The organism is Butyricimonas paravirosa, from assembly GCF_032878955.1.
GTDB lineage: Bacteria > Bacteroidota > Bacteroidia > Bacteroidales > Marinifilaceae > Butyricimonas > Butyricimonas paravirosa.
Genome location: NZ_CP043839.1, coordinates 2,930,732 through 2,949,909 on the forward strand (window position 1 = coordinate 2,930,732; position 19,178 = coordinate 2,949,909).

At 43.6% G+C, this 19,178-nt stretch carries 15 protein-coding genes; 9 read left to right on the forward strand and 6 right to left on the reverse strand.

Annotation, left to right across the window (positions count from 1 at the left end):
- Nucleotides 1-85 precede the first annotated feature (85 nt).
- The 9 genes from F1644_RS12195 (at nt 86) to F1644_RS12235 (ending at nt 8,887) form a co-directional block, all read left to right on the forward strand.
- A complete protein-coding gene (locus F1644_RS12195) occupies nt 86-2,323 on the forward strand; it encodes a TonB-dependent receptor (RefSeq protein WP_118304662.1) in 2,238 nt (745 codons plus the stop codon).
- 4 nt (nt 2,324-2,327) lie between these two features.
- Nucleotides 2,328-3,134, forward strand: coding sequence for a DUF4249 family protein (locus tag F1644_RS12200; protein WP_118304663.1), 807 nt, complete (start codon nt 2,328-2,330; stop codon nt 3,132-3,134).
- A gap of 606 nt (nt 3,135-3,740) precedes the next feature.
- A complete protein-coding gene (rplM, locus tag F1644_RS12205) occupies nt 3,741-4,196 on the forward strand; it encodes a 50S ribosomal protein L13 (protein ID WP_027200744.1) in 456 nt (151 codons plus the stop codon).
- A gap of 6 nt (nt 4,197-4,202) precedes the next feature.
- Nucleotides 4,203-4,589 carry a 30S ribosomal protein S9 gene (rpsI, locus tag F1644_RS12210; protein WP_027200745.1) on the forward strand — a complete coding sequence of 129 codons (387 nt, stop codon included), beginning with the start codon at nt 4,203-4,205 and terminating at the stop codon, nt 4,587-4,589.
- Between the two features lie 93 nt (nt 4,590-4,682).
- On the forward strand, nt 4,683-5,465 hold the full coding sequence (gene rpsB, locus F1644_RS12215) for a 30S ribosomal protein S2 (RefSeq protein WP_087419186.1): 783 nt from the start codon (nt 4,683-4,685) through the stop codon (nt 5,463-5,465).
- 82 nt (nt 5,466-5,547) lie between these two features.
- A complete protein-coding gene (tsf, locus tag F1644_RS12220; RefSeq protein ID WP_087419187.1) occupies nt 5,548-6,366 on the forward strand; it encodes a translation elongation factor Ts in 819 nt (272 codons plus the stop codon).
- Between the two features lie 76 nt (nt 6,367-6,442).
- Complete coding sequence (locus F1644_RS12225; RefSeq protein ID WP_118304664.1) at nt 6,443-7,120, forward strand: HAD family hydrolase; 678 nt, start codon at nt 6,443-6,445, stop codon at nt 7,118-7,120.
- 62 nt (nt 7,121-7,182) lie between these two features.
- The gene (locus F1644_RS12230) at nt 7,183-7,761 is read left to right on the forward strand and encodes a hypothetical protein (RefSeq protein WP_087419189.1); all 579 of its coding nucleotides are present in this window, start codon (nt 7,183-7,185) and stop codon (nt 7,759-7,761) included.
- Entirely contained in the window at nt 7,751-8,887 is a 1,137-nt protein-coding gene (locus tag F1644_RS12235; RefSeq protein WP_118304665.1) for a serine/threonine protein kinase, read from the forward strand. The genes F1644_RS12230 and F1644_RS12235 overlap by 11 nt, the downstream gene beginning before the upstream one ends.
- A 5-nt stretch (nt 8,888-8,892) precedes the next feature.
- On the opposite strand, the gene F1644_RS12240 is transcribed toward F1644_RS12235, so the two are convergent.
- The 6 genes from F1644_RS12240 to F1644_RS12265 are packed head-to-tail and all read right to left on the reverse strand — an operon-like array spanning nt 8,893 to nt 19,175.
- Complete coding sequence (locus F1644_RS12240; RefSeq protein ID WP_168044056.1) at nt 8,893-10,503, reverse strand: leucine-rich repeat protein; 1,611 nt, start codon at nt 10,501-10,503, stop codon at nt 8,893-8,895.
- Nucleotides 10,504-10,507: 4 nt separating this feature from the next.
- Nucleotides 10,508-11,455, reverse strand: a complete 948-nt coding sequence (locus F1644_RS12245) for a hypothetical protein (protein ID WP_118594280.1) — start codon at nt 11,453-11,455, stop codon at nt 10,508-10,510.
- The gene (locus F1644_RS12250) at nt 11,455-13,224 is read right to left on the reverse strand and encodes a WG repeat-containing protein (protein ID WP_118304668.1); all 1,770 of its coding nucleotides are present in this window, start codon (nt 13,222-13,224) and stop codon (nt 11,455-11,457) included. Before F1644_RS12250 ends, F1644_RS12245 begins: the two co-directional genes overlap by 1 nt.
- A gap of 12 nt (nt 13,225-13,236) precedes the next feature.
- Entirely contained in the window at nt 13,237-14,799 is a 1,563-nt protein-coding gene (locus tag F1644_RS12255) for an RNA-binding domain-containing protein (RefSeq protein WP_229782355.1), read from the reverse strand.
- Nucleotides 14,800-14,846: 47 nt separating this feature from the next.
- Nucleotides 14,847-15,734 (reverse strand): fimbrillin family protein, encoded by an 888-nt coding sequence (locus tag F1644_RS12260; RefSeq protein WP_118304669.1) that lies wholly within the window; start codon nt 15,732-15,734, stop codon nt 14,847-14,849.
- Between the two features lie 24 nt (nt 15,735-15,758).
- Nucleotides 15,759-19,175 (reverse strand): leucine-rich repeat protein, encoded by a 3,417-nt coding sequence (locus F1644_RS12265; RefSeq protein ID WP_118304670.1) that lies wholly within the window; start codon nt 19,173-19,175, stop codon nt 15,759-15,761.
- Nucleotides 19,176-19,178 lie beyond the last annotated feature (3 nt).

A 19,178-nucleotide genomic window follows, 5' to 3' on the forward strand; every position in this document is an offset into this window, starting at 1 on the left:
TAACAACAATTATTCACATGAACCATAAGGCTTAAAGGGATTTGTTTACTACATTTGTAAAATTTCGAACTCACAACGCGTGTATATGGGTAAATTGGTTGCAATCTTATTTATATTCATCTCCATATCACTTGACGCCCAAACGGTCATCGTAGGGAAAGTTATAGCCCACTCTGGCGAACCGGTCAGCGGGGTACACATATACTGCATCGAAAGCGAAAAAGGCACCACTACCGACACCTTGGGTCTCTTCCGGTTAGAATGTCCCATCCCTTGCACGCTGGAATTTTCACACGTCAACTATAAAAAAGAAACTTACAAACTCAACAAAAGCGACGCACCCTTCGTCATTACCTTGCGTAACAAACAGAACAACCTGAAAGAAGTCGTCGTCACGGCCCTCCCGGCTAGCGGGCGAATCCTCTCCTCCATCAAGGGGATCGAACGGATTCCGGCCATTCTCGGCGAACAGGATGTACTGAAATACCTCGCCACCATGCCCGGCATCGTGACGACAAACGCGCTCAATTCCGGCATCTACGTCCGAGGTGGAAACAGCAACGAAAACGGATTTCTCATCAACAATATGCCCATCGCCTACCCGGACCACCTCACGGGAATCCTGTCCACGTTCGACCCCTACATACTGAACAACTCCACCCTTTTCAAAAGCGGCTTCCCCGCCCGGTACAACAGTTTTTTATCCTCCTACATCAATATGCGCCCCGAACCGGGAAACAAGCACGAACACGAGGGAGAGCTGACTCTCGGACTTGTCTCTTCCGCCCTGAAAGCCAGAGGCCCGATCATCAAAAATCATACGTCCTTTGCCGCCTCTGCCCGGACCTCTTATTTACAACATATCTCCCGGTTATACAACCGGTCCATGGACGACAAGACGAATCCTAACTATATGCCGGAGTACTCCTTCAGTGATATTACCGCGACCATTGATTCACGTCTTTCCGACAAATGGAGAATGACCGCCTTCGGACTGTTCTCCCTCGACCACATGAAAATGAAGATCAGCGAACACGTGCAATACATTTTCGACTGGCACACCTTTTCCGGCAACGTGAATGTCTCCTACACGCCCAATGCCAACGAGCAATGGGATTTCCAGTTCGGCGGGAAAAACACGTACAGCGAGGGTGACGCCTTCGGCAGTGTTCCCATGGGAGGCGGAAATCGCAACTACGCCCTTCTCGGGCAAGCAACCTATTCCCGCAGACTCTCGGATAAATTAAACCTAAACAGCGGGGCAAAATTTGAATACTCCCGGTTCGAAACAGCCAACAAAAGCGACGACAGCCAAAATCTTCTAATAAAAAGTTCGGACAAAGACTTCAATCTATATGAATTATACCTGGATATAAACTACCAATTAAATCAAAACTTCTCCTTAAACGTGGGAGGAAATTATCAATTTTACGCGGGAGAAACCCGGGAACATTCCTTTTCGCCCCGGGCAAAAATCAGTTACACGGTCAACAAATTCACCCTCTGGGCCGATTACGCCAAGACGGTTCAATATTTAAGCCTCTACCCCTATTTCACGGTTAAAACCCCGATCGACATTTGGTATCCCCTTGCAAAAGGAACCCAGCCCGCAACCTGTCACCAGTATTCCATCGGGATTAATCAAGAGGTCGGACAACTATTATCCTTCTACGCGGGCATTTTTTACAAGGACATGCGTAACGTGAAAGATTTTGCCTCGGACATTCAAACCGAATATTCCGCCCTAAGCAATCGCCAAATTCAAGGAAAAGGCCATGCCAAAGGTCTCGAATTTGACCTCACGCTCAACCATCACGCACTCTACATGCGGGCCAACTACACGCTCTCCGAATCCAAGCGCAAATTTGCGGAAATCAATAACGGGAAAGCCTTTAATCCCCCGTACGACGTGAAACACAATGTTGTGATCAACTTTTCCTACCAGATTTCGCCCCGCTTCCTGTTGAACACCCTTTGGACCTTCTCGTCCGGGGTTTACACGACCTTCCCCAAGGGGATGGTCATCGCCCAGAACATCACGGAATTCAATGATGACAGACCCATTCTTATCCCCGTGTACACGGATCGCTATAACTACAAATTACCCAACAATCACCGGCTGGATGCCAGCCTCGACTATAAATTCGGCGGCAAAAACCTCTTGTTCAAACTCAGCGTCGGAGCCTACAACGTCTATAATCAATCGAACCCTTCGTTCGTTTATTTTCAAGCAGAAAGCGCGGACAACCTGACCAAGATTATCCCGAAATCCAAGGTCATGCTCCCCTTTATCCCGTATGTTTCACTTCGAATAAACTGGTAATCAAATGAAAAATGGAATTTTAACCCTCCTGTTTCTCTCGCTCCTCTCCTGCATGCCGGAAGAGGAACTTCCCATGAAAGACATGGGTGAGATCTCCGGTTATTTCATCGAATGCTACTGCAAACCGGGTGAATTTTACACGTTGAATGCGGCCAAAGTCTCCCCGATCCACGAGATCATCGACCTGGGCGACCCGGTCAATCTGGATGTTTCCATAAAGGCTGACTCCATCATCAAACTTATCCCCACATTCAGCCCCTCATTCCTCGGAAATTTCAGGCACGACACCAAGTTCAATCAATTCGGGATCGACTCGCTTTACCTGAGCATCTACACACCTGAAAGAGAACACATCACGGCTAAAACCGCCATACCGGACCCCATCGCCATCTCTTCCTATTCCGTTTCCAAGGTGACGAACTCCGTCACGATCAGCTTCCCAATCTCATCCAATCCCATGCAGAATTACTATATATATAGCGTGCAGGCAAGAAAAGAAGGAGCCGGGGACGACAACCTGTTGAAAAAAGAAACCAGTTATCTTGACTTATCCCACCATACCGGGGGTGTCACGATTGAACGCACCATCAAATGCCAAGAAATCGCAGAAGCAGAAGCCGTCGTCATTCTTCTTTTACGTATCACCGAAGAGTGTTACAACTATCAAGTTTCTCTCTACGAGGCTAACAGCGCCAACCAAGGCAGCATCACCTCTCCCGTCCCGCTTATCGGGAACATACAGGGTGCGCTAGGGATATTCACCTGTTACACGGAAGATTACAAATTCGTATCCCGCGAAAATTTTCAATAACATATCCCACCTTACAAGACTCTTTAAACCCGATAAGTCCGGATGTGAAGCTGATTTAAGTAATCATTTGATTATCAAACCATGATCACTTCAGGACAAAATGCGGAAAAAGTATTTAAAATATATTTTTAAAATCCTTTTAAAACGCTATTCTTAGTATAGCGCTTTAATAGAGCTTTAATAGCGTTTTAATAGCGCTTTATATGAAAGTGATCCGGAACAAATCAGCTAGAATTAATTGATTATCCGACCATTACCTTAGCACGTCGGCATAAACAGGGTACGTCCCCCATACGAACGAAAAATACCCCCCGACCATTTACCCCCAAATAAATAATTCCGAAGTCAATCAAAATGCTCTGGAACAAATCTTTTCGCAGAATGTTTTGGAATTCACGTATTAATGTGTAATTTTGCCCCTCATTTTGGAGTGGAGTACTCGCTAAATTGTAAGGGATACCTTAGCCATGCTCTTTACAATGCACCTGTCTCCGTTGAAAATTATATCAGTTTGCCCGATAAACCTCGTTATTTTCAACCGGATAGAATGCCCAGAGTCCCCACGAAGAAATACAAACAGAAGTTTAATTTTTAATTAAAAAAAAAGTGGATCAGATTAGTTACAAAACAACTTATGTCAACAAAGCCACTGCACAGAAAGAATGGGTTTTGATTGACGCAGAGAATCAAGTTGTGGGACGTCTTGCCGCTAAAGTTGCGAAACTATTGAGAGGCAAGTACAAACCCAGTTACACTCCCCACGTGGATTGTGGAGACAATGTAATCATTATCAACGTAGAAAAAGTTATCTTCACAGGTAACAAATTAACAGACAAACAGTATCGTAGACACACCCAGTACCCCGGTGGTCAACGGATTTCTACCCCGGCAGAAGAAATGAAAAGATTCCCGGAAAGAATTCTGGAACATGCTGTTAGAGGTATGCTTCCTAAAAATCGCCTTGGAAGAGCTGTATTCAAGAACATGCACCTGTTCGTAGGACCGGAGCATAACCACGAATCACAACAGCCTAAAGTAATTGATATAAACGCACTTAAATAACAAGGTATGGAAGTAGTAAATGCAGTAGGTAGAAGAAAAACAGCGGTAGCCCGCGTTTATCTTAACGAAGGAAAAGGCAATATTACGATCAACAAGAAAAGCCTGGAAGAATATTTCACATTGCCTACCCTCCAATATATTGTAAAACAACCGCTTGAATTATTAGGTGTGTTGGGACAATATGACATCAAGGTAAACCTTGTAGGTGGAGGTTTCAACGGACAAGCTGAAGCTTTACGTTTGGGAATTGCCAGAGCATTGGTGAAAGTAAACGCAGAGGATAAATCAAAACTAAGAGCAGCAGGATTCATGACCAGAGATCCGCGTGAAGTGGAACGTAAGAAACCGGGACGTCCTGGCGCTCGTAAGAGATTCCAATTCTCTAAACGTTAATAGGAGTTTAGTATCTAAATTGGCGGGACTTCTGTGGAGAACTACCCGACAATTGATTAAATTTAAGAAAGTAAACTTTAAAGGAGACACAAAATGTCAAATACAAATTTCGACGAATTATTAAATGCAGGTTGTCACTTTGGACACCTTACCCGTAAATGGAATCCTAAAATGGCTCCGTATATTTTCATGGAGCGTAATGATATCCACATTATTGACCTGAACAAAACAGCCATCATGTTGGACAAGGCAAGTGCAGCTTTGAAACAGATCGCTAAATCAGGTAGAAGAATTCTGTTTGTTGCAACAAAGAAACAGGCTAAGGACATTGTTGCTGAAAAAATTTCTAATATCAACATGCCGTTCGTGACTGAAAGATGGCCGGGTGGTATGTTGACCAACTTCCCGACAATTCGTAAAGCCGTGAAGAAAATGACCACCATCGACAAGATGGAAAAAGACGGTACATTCTCTCACCTTTCAAAACGGGAAAAACTTCAGATCTCTCGTCAAAGAGCAAAATTGGAAAAGAACTTGGGTAGCATCGCTGACCTGACTCGTCTTCCGGCAGCTCTTTTCGTGGTTGACGTGATGAAGGAGTACATCGCTGTAAAAGAAGCTAACACGTTGGGAATTCCAGTATTCGCTATCGTGGACACGAACTCAAACCCGGAAGGAATTGACTTCGTAATCCCGGCTAACGACGACGCATCAACTTCTATTTCTTTAATTATCGACAAGGTAGCCGGAGCCATCAAAGAGGGTCTGACCGAAAGAAAAGCCGAAAGAGAGAAAGAAGGAGACAAGAAAGGTGCCGAGAAAGTTGAGGCTCAGGATGAAGTAGCTGAAGTAAGCGAAACCGCTTCTGAAGAATAGATTAATTTTTGACTTTAGATTTCAGATTTTAGATTGAATGATCTAACTTCTGAAATTGAATTAACATGGAGGTTTAAAGAATATGGAAATAAAAGCAGCAGACGTGATGAAGTTGCGTAAAGCAACAAACGCCGGAATGATGGACTGCAAACATGCATTACAAGAAGCTGAGGGAGATTTCGACAAAGCCGTTGATATCATCCGTAAGAAAGGTCTTGTTGTTGCAAGCAAACGTGCAGACAGAGAAGCAAAAGAAGGATGCGTTTTAGCCAAAACCGATGGAAAGAATGCAGTTATGGTTTCCTTAAACTGCGAAACTGACTTCGTGGCTAAAAACGAGGGATTCATTGCTTTCACGACCAAAATTCTTGACGCCGCTTTAGCTAATATGCCTGCAACTACCGAAGATTTGTTGGCTATCCAACTGGACGGTAGAAGTATCGCTGACCAGATTTCAGAACAAACCGGTGTTATCGGTGAGAAACTGGAATTAAGCTACTACGGCTCTGTAAAAGCAGAAGATTGCGTGATCTACATTCACCCGGGAAACATGTTGGCAACCGTTGTTGGTTTCAACAAAGCAGCTGACACCCAAGTGAAGAAAAATATCGCCATGCAAGTGGCAGCCATGGCTCCTGTTGCCGTGGATAAAGACGGTATTCCTCAAAACGTTATCGATCACGAATTCGAGATCGGTCGCGAAAAAGCTCGTGAAGAAGGTAAACCGGAAAACATGCTGGATAAAATTGCTCAAGGTCGCTTGAACAAATTCTTCCAAGAGTCTACCTTGTTAAACCAAGTTTTCGAGCAAGACGGTAAAATGTCTGTAAAAGAGTACTTGAAAAGCGTAGATAAAGATTTAACTGTTACCGCTTTCTTACGTTTCACGTTGAACGCCTAATACAGGAAACAAATCTTTGAAATATAGAAACAGGCTTAGTAATAGGCCTGTTTTTTTATCCACTCACACCCACTATATGCAGCAAGAATACACCTACATTCTTTTAGACCTCGACGGTACGGTCACCGATTCTATGGAAGGAATCACCAAATCAATCCGGTACGCCTTGAAACACTTTGGAATAGAAGTGAGTGACTTGAACGAACTACGTAAATTCGTGGGTCCCCCGTTGAAAGAATCCTTGATGGAATTCTGCCATTTCAGCGCGGACCAGGCCGAGAAAGGCATCCGGAAGTACCGGGAAAGATTCGCCGACACGGGCATATACGAAAACGCCGTTTATCCCGGCATGGAACGCCTTCTGCAAGAATTAAACGAGGCCGGAAAACAAGTGATGCTCGCTACCGGAAAACCGGCTTATTACGCCGAAAAGATACTTGATCATTTCCACTTGAGCGATTACTTCAAATTCGTCGGGGGAAGCGGGCTTGACGGCTCGTTATCTCACAAAGACGAGGTGATCCGTCACGTGCTGGAAAATAATGATATCCGGGACTTGAGCAAGGTGGTCATGGTGGGGGATCGGAAGCATGACATCATCGGGGCCCGGAAGACCGGAATTGACTGTATCGGGGTTTTATACGGTTACGGGGATCGGGAAGAATTAACCCAAGCCGGAGCCAAACGGATCGTCGCATCGGTAGAGGAATTAAAACAGGCGTTATTACCCAAAAACCACCTACATAATCAGTAAACAGTCTTGTACAGATCGAGTTATTGTACTATATTTGTTTACTCGATTAATAATTTTTATTGATGAATACATTTAAGCCGGAAATACAAGAATTATTAAAAGCCGTTGAAAAGAAGTACTCTCAAAATTTAAGGACAACCACTGATTTTGATGTATTTTCTCTTCACTTAAAGCTTCAACTCGATGTATCCATATCCACTTCGACCCTAAAGCGGTTGTGGGGCTATGTCAAAGACAAGCACAAACCGAGGAATCAGACACTTGATTCTCTCGCGCAATACATCGGCTTTTTCAACTTCAACGAGTTCTGCGCTTACCTGAAAGACAACAGTCTATGCAATTCATCTTTCTTTGTCACGAAACAGATTCAAACCAGAAATCTCTCGGCAGGAGAAGAAATTGAAATCGGATGGTCGCCCAATCGCTACCTTCACCTGCAATACCAAGGGGATTCATGGTTTGAAGTGGTAGAGGCCCAGCACTCCAAGCTCGTGCAAGGAGATCGTTTCGAGGCTGTCAGCTTTTTGATGGGACAACCGTTATCCCTCGGCTATGTTTTAAGAGACAACCAGAAAACGCCGCCATTTATCGCAGGGCGTAACGGGGGATTGACTTTAATTAATCGCATCCATGCCAAATAAGGATTCATTGTCATCGGGATTCGTGGGAGAAGATATTCCAAGTCAAGAGAGTATGTTCAGCAATATTTCCGAATTCTATCGTTCGGAATCGGGTTATAGTTGCCTGCATCTGTGTCGACGGTACGGGAAATTACATATCCTCAAAAGCCTACAACCCCCATTTAAACAAGAAGAGTTCTACAAACAGTTATTACATAAGGAATTCAATATCGGCTACCAGTTGGACCACCCGAATATTCGCCAGACGATCGACTGGGAACAACAAGAGGACTTGGGGTTATGTATCGTGATGGAATACGTTGACGGGATTTCCCTGAAAGAGCTTATGATTCAAGGGAAATTAACGCAGCCTCTCGCGTACAAGTTTATCCGGGAACTTTGTGAAGCGTTGCACTATATTCATAGCAAGCAACTTGTTCATAAAGACTTAAAGCCGGAGAATATCATCATTACCCACAACGGGTATAACGTCAAATTAATCGACTTCGGCCTCTCGGATCGGGATGATTATGACACGCTGAAAATTCCTGCCGGAACAAAAAAATATCTCGCCCCGGAGCAATTGCTTCCTCACGCATCGCTTGATTGCCGCACGGATATTTACTCGCTGGGAGTTATCATCCAAGACATCACAAGCGTGATAAAGGATCGAAGATTGGCTCGAATCGCGCAGAAATGTACACAGAAAAATCCTGACAAGAGATTTTATTCCGCCCAAGAAGTGCTGGAAGCGCTCAATGTTAGAAGACATAGCAAGAGCATTCTTTATATTTCTGCGGTCGCGGTACTCTCGTTCCTGACAACCTTTTACTTGAAGAACTTGTCGTCCCAACCGGATAAAAGTAGCATAAACCGGGTGTACAGCAATTCGGTGATCGCACCGACCTGCCAAAAGTTCCTTTTACAGAAAAAGAATAACTTGAATCGGCACGTGATTGCTTACAAAAAGAACGAACGATCCCTTGTGCAAGATAGTACAAACACGCAAAAGGCGCTCAAGCAAATCATAAAAACAGAATTCGCAGACGCCACGCAGCAAGAGTCCCGTTTGTTCAAACATCAAGTGAATGAATTAGAATCTGAAATCGGACAAATCTTTGAAGCCATCCGAAAAGAGGTCCAATAAAGCCATCACTGTTCATTAATCCGCAGGAAGTTTCCCCATCCTTTCGCCTGCCGGTAAATCGGTTTACGTCCGGAAGGCACATAAAGAGTACATACATTGAAAATATCCCCTGCCCCGGTAAACGTCGACGAGTAACAAACAGGCGGGTAAGTTGCCATTAGGTAAAGCTCCTGCAAATTACAACCATCAAGACAATAGTCAAACAATGCCGAAATCTCTTTTCCCAGCACCAGCTCTTTCAATTCGGCACACTCTTTAAAAGCTGCCTCCGGAATAGTATAAACTCCATCGGAAATAACGATCTTTTTTAATCTCGAACCCCGGAATACCTGTTCGCCCAGTTCCTCCACCGATACGGGGATAATGATGGAATCCAACAAACAATTCTGGAAAGCCGCCACCCCGATCTTCCGAACGGAAGAGGGGAACGTGAATTCCTCGGCCGTTTTTCCTTCCGGGTAATGGATCAAGATACTCGCATCTTTATTATATAACACGCCATCAATACTTGAAAAGGTGGTATTCAAAGGAGAAACGGATAATTCCTGCAAAGCACTGCAACCACTTGAAGTTTTGTAAACAACTAGACTATCGGGTATTGTCATGGAGATCAAACCGGAACATCCTTTGAATGCATCTTTCTCGATTACTTTCAAGCTGTGAGGCAAGACGATTCGCTGCAATTGACTGCATCGAAGAAACATCCCGTAGTCCAGCGTGTCCCGACGAGCATATCGGGACCCGTAATAGCTACTTCCACCCTCCACGATCTTTGCCTCGGAGAGATCCATCTCCACTAATTGCCCCGGAGTTTCATGCCCCTCAATGTCCCATCCCAGCATTTCACGCAACAAACGAATATCCGTTCCGTTCAAGAAACCGGAAAGGGTTAAGGAAGCAAGGTTGTACTTTTGATTCCCCATGATTTCCGGCAACATACCGGGAACGGAATTGTAAACGGCCTCGCTAGTCGTAAATTCCACGGGCGTAGAGTAAGTTTCCCCGATCGAATTCACGGCGTATGCACTCACGATATAAGTGGTTCCCATCTCCAACCCTTGCAGTTTTCCTGTGAAAACACCCTCATCACCCAATGGTACCTCAACCAATTTCCCGTTTTCCGTACCCTTCTCCCGATACGTAAACGCCAGAGTTGTCAAGGCTTCCCCACCATCATCCACCAAGGTACATTGGAATGCCGCGCTAAAAGGCCCCTTGTATATCATGACCAGATCGCCCAGAACGGGTAACGTGTTGGGTAAGGTCTGGAAATGTCCAATGTCACTTCGCACGACGCTATGACCATTTGATATTTCCAAGCAATAATAATACGATGTCCCAGCTTGTAAACCCGTGAGGCAAGTCTCCACGTTTCCCTCTACCCCTTCAGCCTCCTGTTGAAGCGCTTCCGCCATATCCTCGGATGTCCCGTACAGGAATTTACACGAGGTAACCGTTCCCTCTCCCCGCAATTCAATCTCCGCGGAGATTCTCGCCGTGTTACGAGTAATCTCAGTCACCTCATTCAACGAGATACGGGGAGCCAGCACAGAAGGTTCCTCTTCCTTTTTACAAGCAAGTAATAGTAAACAGCACGCAATGATCCATTTGTACATATCCCTAAAAATTTATTCCGACTCCAACCGTGGGTTCCCAGTACTCCCCCTTTATCGTGATCACTCCAAGCGTGAAGGCCATTTTGCGAACCTTGACAAGCAAGCCAAGTTCCGCGGCAATTCCCTTGTAGGAATAATCTTTATTTCTCAGTTTCAACCCCTCGATGGTTTCCCACACCACTTGCCGTTTCCCGTAACCCAACCCCTCGTATATATAGCATAACGACGCGATCGAGTGAATTCCCCCGACCAAAAACGCATACCGAGAATACTTCTCGGAACCCGTGTAATAAGGTGTATCCCCGGTAGAAGGTATGCTCCCGTCCTTCCGACATTCCCCATCCACGGACAAAGACTTGAGATCAGCCTGCCCATGCACGTATAACCCATGTTTTTTCATGCACGCCAACATGACCCCGAAAGCGGGACGTTCGTGATCCCATCCGATAGTCAATAAACTTGTAAAAGCAGGTCTTTGGGATTTCAATTTACTCGTTGGCATGGCTTGTAAACTCTCATCCAGCGTGGTATTGGGTAACGGGCGGTGAACTTTCCGTACTCTCGGGTATTCTTCCTCGACCTTCAAAAGCGGTTCTTCTATCACCAACTCGTAGGTTAATCTCGATTCAAGGGTAACGGGAAATTTATAGTCCCGCAAAACACCCCATCGAGGATGCTTTATCGTTATTTTCCGGGTTCCATTCGGCACGTACAACCAGATTTCACCCACTTCATTCTTACGCTGCACGATTCCCAAAGGAGTAGAAAAGGCGAAATCACGATTCCCGACCACTTTGATTAACGCACACGCCTCGTCATTCAAGTCTCTCACGGGATTCACCCAAGCCGTTATATCGTTGGGTAACAAGCGAAACGAGGCGACCTTAAACTCTTGAGCCCATCCCGGCACAAGTAGCCATAAGAGTATGATCGTGCATAAGATTTTTTTCATCATTCAAAATTAAAACTTCCCAAGTGAATAATATCCCGTTCCGGCAACAACGTCTGATCATCTATTCTCCGGGGCTGCCACGTACGCACGTGAATTTTAGGTGCCGTCTCGTCAGAAAAATCCCATAACAGGAATAAATACCCCTCGTCCGAGTACAAGTCCGAAGAGTAAGCCTGACGAACGGAGACGCCATAAATTCCCGGTCGGGTGGGATGTCTCCGGATCAGAAAATCAGAATAACGAACCTCTATTTTCTTATTTGCCTTGAATATCCGACGCAAACGATCCAGATATTGTTGTTTTGTTTTTATATTGTACCGGATCTGATCGGCTGGAAGATAGTGGCCTTCCTGTGGCAATTGTTTCACCACGGTACCAACAATGATTAACGCTTTCTCGCTAAAAAGTTGCTCCAAGAAATCAATATCTTTCGTCTCGTACGACATCCGGAAATGCTCCATGTAGTTTAGGATCACTCTCCGATTTTCCGAATCTGTCTCCGAGAATCCGTTTTTCAGGACCTTTTGCGCCTCTTGATAAAACGGGCTGGCAGTATCTATTGCCTGAATTCTTTCTTTCCGGGGCAAAGAAAGTTTCTTCGCTGGCAGTATCGTGTTTTCCGGTTCCGGCACTTCGACCGTCTCCGGGAGCGGGTAACGATAAAAAAACTGTACAACGGGAGAAGTTGTTTCCAAAGATTGCCAGTCCAGTTCAAAAGGATATGCCGTGCTGACGGTCTTTCCAGTCTCGTCAATCAAGAGATCCACGCTGTCTTGATGAACAAAAACACAGTTCGCGTGACTCCACGAATATATTTTATCATAGATAAAGGGAGTCACACGGTTCCCTTTAAAATCAAACAGGGCCCATTTCTCTTTACTCTTTAATGCCAGTCGTTCCGGATTTATAAATTCTCCATCATCATAGTCGGCAGGAACGATCATTTTCCCGGCCTTATCAACCACCCCGATTCCATTTCGAGTTAAACAGAATGCCACATCGTGACGGAATTCGGTCATTTCCTGTATCTCGGCGGGAAGATACAACACGGTTTTCCCTTTTTTATCCAAACAAGCACAATAGTGTTGCCGCAAATCTTTGTACACGAGTAAACCACAAGAAAACACCCCCTGTAAGCGACAATTCGTTAACATCACGGGAAAAACGTTCTGTCCCTCCTTGTCGATGACCTCGTAGGCGATTCGCCCCTCCCTGTCTGCCATCCCGACCAAGGCCATCCCCTCGGAAAAATCACAGGCAAAATCATACTCAGGGGCAATAACCCATTCGCCACGGGTATTCACGTAGCCATATTTTTGATTTCCGGTATAAGCCAGAGCAAGGCCATCTCTAAAATTATGCATCACCCGAACGGGTACTCCCCGGTAGGAATCTATTACCGCAATGTTCTCACTCGATTTATTGATTAAAATGAAAGGACCTTCCTTTTCTTCTTGGGCAATGGTTACGTCCTCTATAAAGTTTCCCACTTGGATAAAACGCCGGGAACTTGTTGTCATCGGAACTTTTGAAATATCACACAACCGGAACATTTCATTCCCACAGGGAAGAACGCACACTTGATTTACAACTGTGGAAGGCTTATCAGAAAATAAAGAATCTATCAGCACGTTCCCATCGGGCGTAATGATCCCGAAAGAAGAGTCTCCATGAAGAATTTTCACGGGAAAACCATTTATTTCCACCCGCTTTTTCTCACAGGAGACACACACGTATATTAGTGCAAATAGAAAAATAATATTTCTCATAAACACACGTTCCTATTTTTTGAAATATCCTCCCGTTTTACGCGAACCTCTATATTCAATTAATCCTTTCTCTTTCAATGATCTCAAATAACGCACGATCGTTGCTCTTCCTTTTTGAAGGAATAACATAATTTCTCCTCCTTTTGCCCCCGGATTCTTTTCTAAAAAAGCAAGAATCAAAGCTGCAATCTCATTTATTCCCTCACGACCATTTATATGATCATTTATCCCCTCATCAACGTTTATATGATCATTTATATGATCATTTGCACCCTCATCAACGTTTATATGATCATTTATATGATCATTTGCACCCTCATCAACGTTTATATGATCATTTATATGATCATTTGCACCCTCATCAACGTTTATATGATCATTTATCCCCTCACTACCATTTGTAGTATCATTTATCTTATCATCATAAACCCGACCGATAACAGAAGTAAATTGCATCCTTTCGGGATCATTCATAAATTCCAAATCCGGTTCTTCTTTTAACGCTCGAATAATCCCCGAACCAAGTCCGCGATAAGGCATGATTTTAGCACAGAAACTAGCGATGAATGGATTACGCACAACGGCGGTTCCCAGTTTAATACTTTCTACCGTTAATCCATCCGGAAGACAACCCGGACTGATTATTTCAACACGATTATCAAATATGAGTAACCGCACCGGAGCGTTTCTGGTATAATCACGATGTACAAGAGCATTCTGAAGTAATTCCTCTAACGCGATCTCCGAAATCTCAAGTTGCCCGATTGAATTAAATCCTTGTCCGGCTTGAACACTATGAAGATTTGCTTTCAAGAAAGACATCCCTTTTTCAAATAGTTCAGGTAAGGTCCCGGTTATATCCTTACTATCTCTATAATTAACTCCTGCAATATTGTTACCAAAAAAAGAAACCGCTTTTATCATAAAAGTCGGACGAAATTGTTGAGGATTTTTACCAAAAAACAATAATCCGGCTAAAGTTATCTTATCTCCTCTCAGAATATTTAGATTCTGCAAAAGTTCCGTATAAGGAACACCAAAAGACTCTTTCTCCCGTCCATATTCTTTACGGATAAACTCATCCAATATACTCCCGTTTACATCTTTTTCGGAAGTGAAAGGAATCGGTTGCTCGTCAGCATAAAGCATCCCGGAACATTGAAACAATCGAATGATTTCACTATTCTCCATGACCTTACGCTTATCAGCCCCCTGTTTCGTCCAAATTACCCCATGCAAATCCTTGTAAGGTTTATTATCTCCCTCTGCAATACGAACAACAAGAACGGAATGCTCGTCAATAATGACCGTTTCCGTTTGTATGTAAATAACCGGACGCAACAGATTAGTAGCAATATTTGCCAACATCGAATTAATTTGCTGAATTTCCGGGTAAGGCAAACCCGTGATTTCTCCCGTCTTGTCTTTTATTCCAAATAAAATCATTCCCCCACAAGCATTAGACATGGCCACCATTTCAGCAGCAATACTGTCTTGATTAGAAAAATGTTCCTTAAATTGGACCGTACTCGTTTCCCCACATGCTACTATCTGTTGTAATTCCTTGCTATCCATCTCTTTTGCCAGTTAATTATCTTACAAAAGTAAGAAAAATAGCCAATCTAATCCTCCCAATCCTCGATTTCTCCACCGATTTCGATTTTCACCTGTTCCGGATTCTTCGAGATCGTGACGGATAACATATGCTGGATGCCGGGTTTAAAGACAAATTTGCTTTCCACCATGTAGGACACTCCTTTCATCACCACTTCAACTAAAGGAACTTGATTGGTTAATCGTTGGGGTACCACAATGGCCGTATATTGTGTCTTGTCAACTTTTTTCGCCTTAATCGTCTGTGCTGTTCCGTGAGTGTTCCGGGTAACAATTCCCACGCTCAAGTCGATCGTGGCAGAAGGTACCGTATTATGGATGTATACCTCGGCATCTTCCGGAATATCACCATCATAATCTTTACCTTTCATCAGACGCACAACCATTTTACTCATCCGGTGCTTGAATGACAAGGAGACCGGAGAATCGCTTGCCGTGACGTTCTGATCCGTGGCCCAAAGAAAATCACTCGCCTCGTAGCCATCCAAACCGGAATCGGTTGAAGTAGCCGACTGGTCCAATGCCACGGAAAAGGGCAGATCGTCTACACCCGTAAGAGAGGGAATGTACGGGTAATAAGCGAAAACATCAAAAGAACCCTCATCCCAATATAACTTTCTGGCGGGATTCCACTTTGTCCCGTCAAAGGTCAGTAGCTCATTATTCAGAAAATTTCCGGCAACCTCTAAAGGAATCCCGTGTCCGGTCATGTATACTCCAATCTGATCCTGTTTTTCAAAAGCACTCGTCGTGGCCCTTGCCAACGCCGGATGTTGCATATCAAACGTGATCAACATTTCATCCGATTCTTGCACTTGGTCGGTCTCACTACACCCGCATGGAATCAGTAGAATGTATAAAAGAATTACACAGCAAGTTATTTTTATGTATTTCATATCTTCTCTAATTTAGTCAAACCATCATTTCAAAATTGAAGGACGTCCCTTGTGAATCACGGGTGGATATTGATTTCCAAGAGCTTTCGTACCAAAGTCCATGTCCCGAGTGGAACGTGATAAATTATCCGACCCCCGCTTATCATTCTTCACAAACTCATCGAAAGAATACGTTTCTCCGGCGTAAAGCATGATACGTTTCACGATGGCCTCCCGGCTAATGGCACTATGATACTGGATATTGTTATTCATACAACTATTTTGTTCCGACCGAAAAACACCTCGGGTATGCGTAAATCCTCCTTCATAAATATCCACCACATCACTATAACGATCATCAAATATAAAATGAGCCCAAGGCACCTCATGCATTTTCCCGGTAAGAGAAAGGTTCTCGTACCATCCTAATGCTTTTCCCCACTTAAATGCACCCAAACAAAGACAATCATCAATAAAACTATTGTAATAAATATATTCGTCCCCCAATTTTCCAAAACCATGTCCTCCCGCCTCATGTTGTACGATTCCCCTAGCATCGTAAGGATAATTGTCTCCACTTAAAGGACAAAAAGCAATTGCACTTCCATCTTCCCACATTTGTGTAATACCCCCATAATCTGTTGTATTAGGAGTTATTACAATCAACGACTGACTCAAATTACTTTCATTCACGGAAGGAATCTTCATCACATAGGCAAAAATTTCATCGTATTCACCTAATAATCCGACATCATTTGTAAAAGTTGTTCCAAATTTTGTATCTCGAATAGTATTTACACCTCCTATCCCATTTTCCGGAGAAACTGCAATAGCCGTATAAACATCGAAATAATCACGATACGTCCGATAAGGCTCGATAGCAAAAAAACGTTCCATTTGTTCATTCATTACCTGCAAATAATCACCTCTTGAGATATCTTCCGCATCGTAACCATCACCTAAAAAGATTAAATTAATCCCTTGTCCCACTTTATGGTTTTGTAAAACAAGCACTTCATCATCAGCATACTCAAAGCCATATTGATAAACACGACAAGATGTTGTATAATCATAATCCTTTAGCCTAAAAATAATCTCCCCCTCCCGATAACTTGTACCGGACTCTAACGTAAGGGTCAATTCCGTTTTCTTATTCCCACTCATCGCAGATAAAGTACACCATTCCGGTTTACTTTCTACTTCCCATTCTCCTTCTGCATCCAAAATTAATTTACGCTCAGACTTCCCATTCAAAGCTTTCACAATAGTCGGACGACATATTAATTCTCTATGTGCAGCTATTCTCTTAAATTCTCGCCACCCGGGCGCAGCACGATATTGTTCAACGACTGATTCGGGAACTTCAAGCGTAAAATTATCCTTCGGAACACCTTCAAATGCTCTAGAATCCACCACATCAGCAGGAATCGTCCCCTTGCAAACAATACGCCCCACGTTGAAACAATTAGCGAAAGCCCCTCCTGGATAGGAATCTATATATCCTATATATTCTAAATTTTCAGGAAATATAATTTCTTCAAATCCACATCTAGCAAATGCACCTGCGCTAATACTTGTAACACTCGGGGGAAACTCTAATATACCACTTAATCGCACATTGTTTTCAAAAACACTCATACCTATACTTCGCAAATTTTGTGGTAATTTTAAATTACCTGAAAAATTACAATTAATAAAAACCTCATCTTCAAGTATAAATATTTTTGATGGTAAATTCAATTCTCCTTTAAATTTACAAAGACCAAAAGCCCTTTCTCCTATTGCTATGATTCCATCATGCATTATCAATGCCCCATCAAAACCTCCACCATAAAAAGCAAAAGATGAGATTTCTGTTATCCCTTGAGGAATTTTTAGACTCCCTGTTATTCCACTACAATGATGAAATGCAGAAGCACCTATATACTGAAGACTTTCTGGAAGCATCAATGTTCCTGTAAAATTTTTACAGGAATAAAAAGCCTGAGTACCAATATATTTTAATTTATCTGGTAATTTTAATTCACCTATAAAAGCACATGTTTCGAAGGCGGCAGCTCCGATATACTCTAATGTAGAAGGTAAAGTCAAAAGCCCTCGAAGTCCTGAACACCGCCCAAAAGCAAGTTCTTCAATCTTCACAACACCTTCCGGTATAATTAATGATCCCATCAATGACTTACACTCACAAAAAGCAGCATAATCAATTTCCTGTAATTGATCTGGCAAAATCACGCTTTGTAATGAAGATTTAGTGTGCAAAGCATGAGTAGGTATTACATCTCCTCTAGCAGGCCGTCCATTATCATCCATTCCTCCTTTTACGATCTTTACCTCCTTCAAATTCAGCGCTTGCAACCGATCCATTGAATCCCTCATGAAGTAAAAATCCAAAGCATTAATCTCGCCCGTTATTTTCAAGTTCTGCAAATTCCTAAAATCTTTCTTGGCAGCCGTGATACACTCTTTCAATTTACCAGCCTCGGACTCAATCACGATATACTCCCTAGCAGTCGCATCATGTGATGCCAGATCAACTTCCCAAGCCGTGATAGATTCACTAACCAATACAAACTCATATTTCCCCTCATTGGCCTTTTTATCTACCCGAATCGTGAAATTATGCATTTTAGAAGGCACGTAAGTAAACGTTTCATTCTTTGAAAACGAGTACGCAACCCCATCAACAGTTATACTAAATAATTTCACTCCGGTAGCCACCTCCTGCGGCACGACGATCGCCCGGAATTCATCCCCATGCTTATAAGGGATCGTCCCTGTTGTCGCCACTTCGCCTGTAACGGTTACAATACCCGTGGCCAAATCGACCCGCGCCCCACGTTTCGTGTTCGTGACCAGCACTTGTTTTTCCAACTTGGTCCATTCCCCTTCACTAAAACCCTTTCCCTCCTGCAATGTCACCCGGGCATTACTCATTTTATGACGGAACGAGAGCCGCACGACAGGTGTCAACGGAGCCACGTTCTCCGCTTTCCCCCAAAGAAAATCACTCGCCTCGTATCCTCCCATCTCCCCGTTCTCGGATAACTTGGACTGGTCCTTTCGAACTTCAAAGGCATAGGCATTCACGCTTTCCGGAGTCCCTACCGGATAATACCCATACACGTCAATGGGAGTCTTACTATCCTTCCAGAACACATCGTATGCCGAATTCCATTTATAATTGGTTTCATCAAACGTGAATTGAAGATTTGTTGCCCGGTTCCCTTCATCCAACAAAGTCCCGGGAGAGCCTCCCTCGTAGTCCACGATATAAACTCCCATCACATCATTATGACAAAAACCACCATCATTTACCCGGGATAAAGTCACTTGATCAATCTCCCCGGAAAGTGAAATTAAGCAGGCCTGACCGGCATCAGGACCCGCTATTTCGTTATCGTAACATGCCCAACACACAAACGATAACACCATTGCAACCAGAAGAATTATTTTTCTCATAAA

What these genes read in the sequence shown, in the direction of transcription:
- F1644_RS12250 (WP_118304668.1), bottom strand. Translation starts at nt 13,224, where the DNA reads ATGAGAAATATTATTTTTCTATTTGCACTAATATACGTGTGTGTCTCC.
- F1644_RS12200 (WP_118304663.1), top strand. Translation starts at nt 2,328, where the DNA reads ATGAAAAATGGAATTTTAACCCTCCTGTTTCTCTCGCTCCTCTCCTGC.
- F1644_RS12240 (WP_168044056.1), bottom strand. Translation starts at nt 10,503, where the DNA reads ATGTACAAATGGATCATTGCGTGCTGTTTACTATTACTTGCTTGTAAA.
- rpsB (WP_087419186.1), top strand. Translation starts at nt 4,683, where the DNA reads ATGTCAAATACAAATTTCGACGAATTATTAAATGCAGGTTGTCACTTT.
- F1644_RS12235 (WP_118304665.1), top strand. Translation starts at nt 7,751, where the DNA reads ATGCCAAATAAGGATTCATTGTCATCGGGATTCGTGGGAGAAGATATT.
- F1644_RS12230 (WP_087419189.1), top strand. Translation starts at nt 7,183, where the DNA reads ATGAATACATTTAAGCCGGAAATACAAGAATTATTAAAAGCCGTTGAA.
- rpsI (WP_027200745.1), top strand. Translation starts at nt 4,203, where the DNA reads ATGGAAGTAGTAAATGCAGTAGGTAGAAGAAAAACAGCGGTAGCCCGC.
- F1644_RS12225 (WP_118304664.1), top strand. Translation starts at nt 6,443, where the DNA reads ATGCAGCAAGAATACACCTACATTCTTTTAGACCTCGACGGTACGGTC.
- F1644_RS12255 (WP_229782355.1), bottom strand. Translation starts at nt 14,799, where the DNA reads ATGGATAGCAAGGAATTACAACAGATAGTAGCATGTGGGGAAACGAGT.
- F1644_RS12195 (WP_118304662.1), top strand. Translation starts at nt 86, where the DNA reads ATGGGTAAATTGGTTGCAATCTTATTTATATTCATCTCCATATCACTT.
- tsf (WP_087419187.1), top strand. Translation starts at nt 5,548, where the DNA reads ATGGAAATAAAAGCAGCAGACGTGATGAAGTTGCGTAAAGCAACAAAC.
- F1644_RS12245 (WP_118594280.1), bottom strand. Translation starts at nt 11,455, where the DNA reads ATGAAAAAAATCTTATGCACGATCATACTCTTATGGCTACTTGTGCCG.
- F1644_RS12265 (WP_118304670.1), bottom strand. Translation starts at nt 19,175, where the DNA reads ATGAGAAAAATAATTCTTCTGGTTGCAATGGTGTTATCGTTTGTGTGT.
- F1644_RS12260 (WP_118304669.1), bottom strand. Translation starts at nt 15,734, where the DNA reads ATGAAATACATAAAAATAACTTGCTGTGTAATTCTTTTATACATTCTA.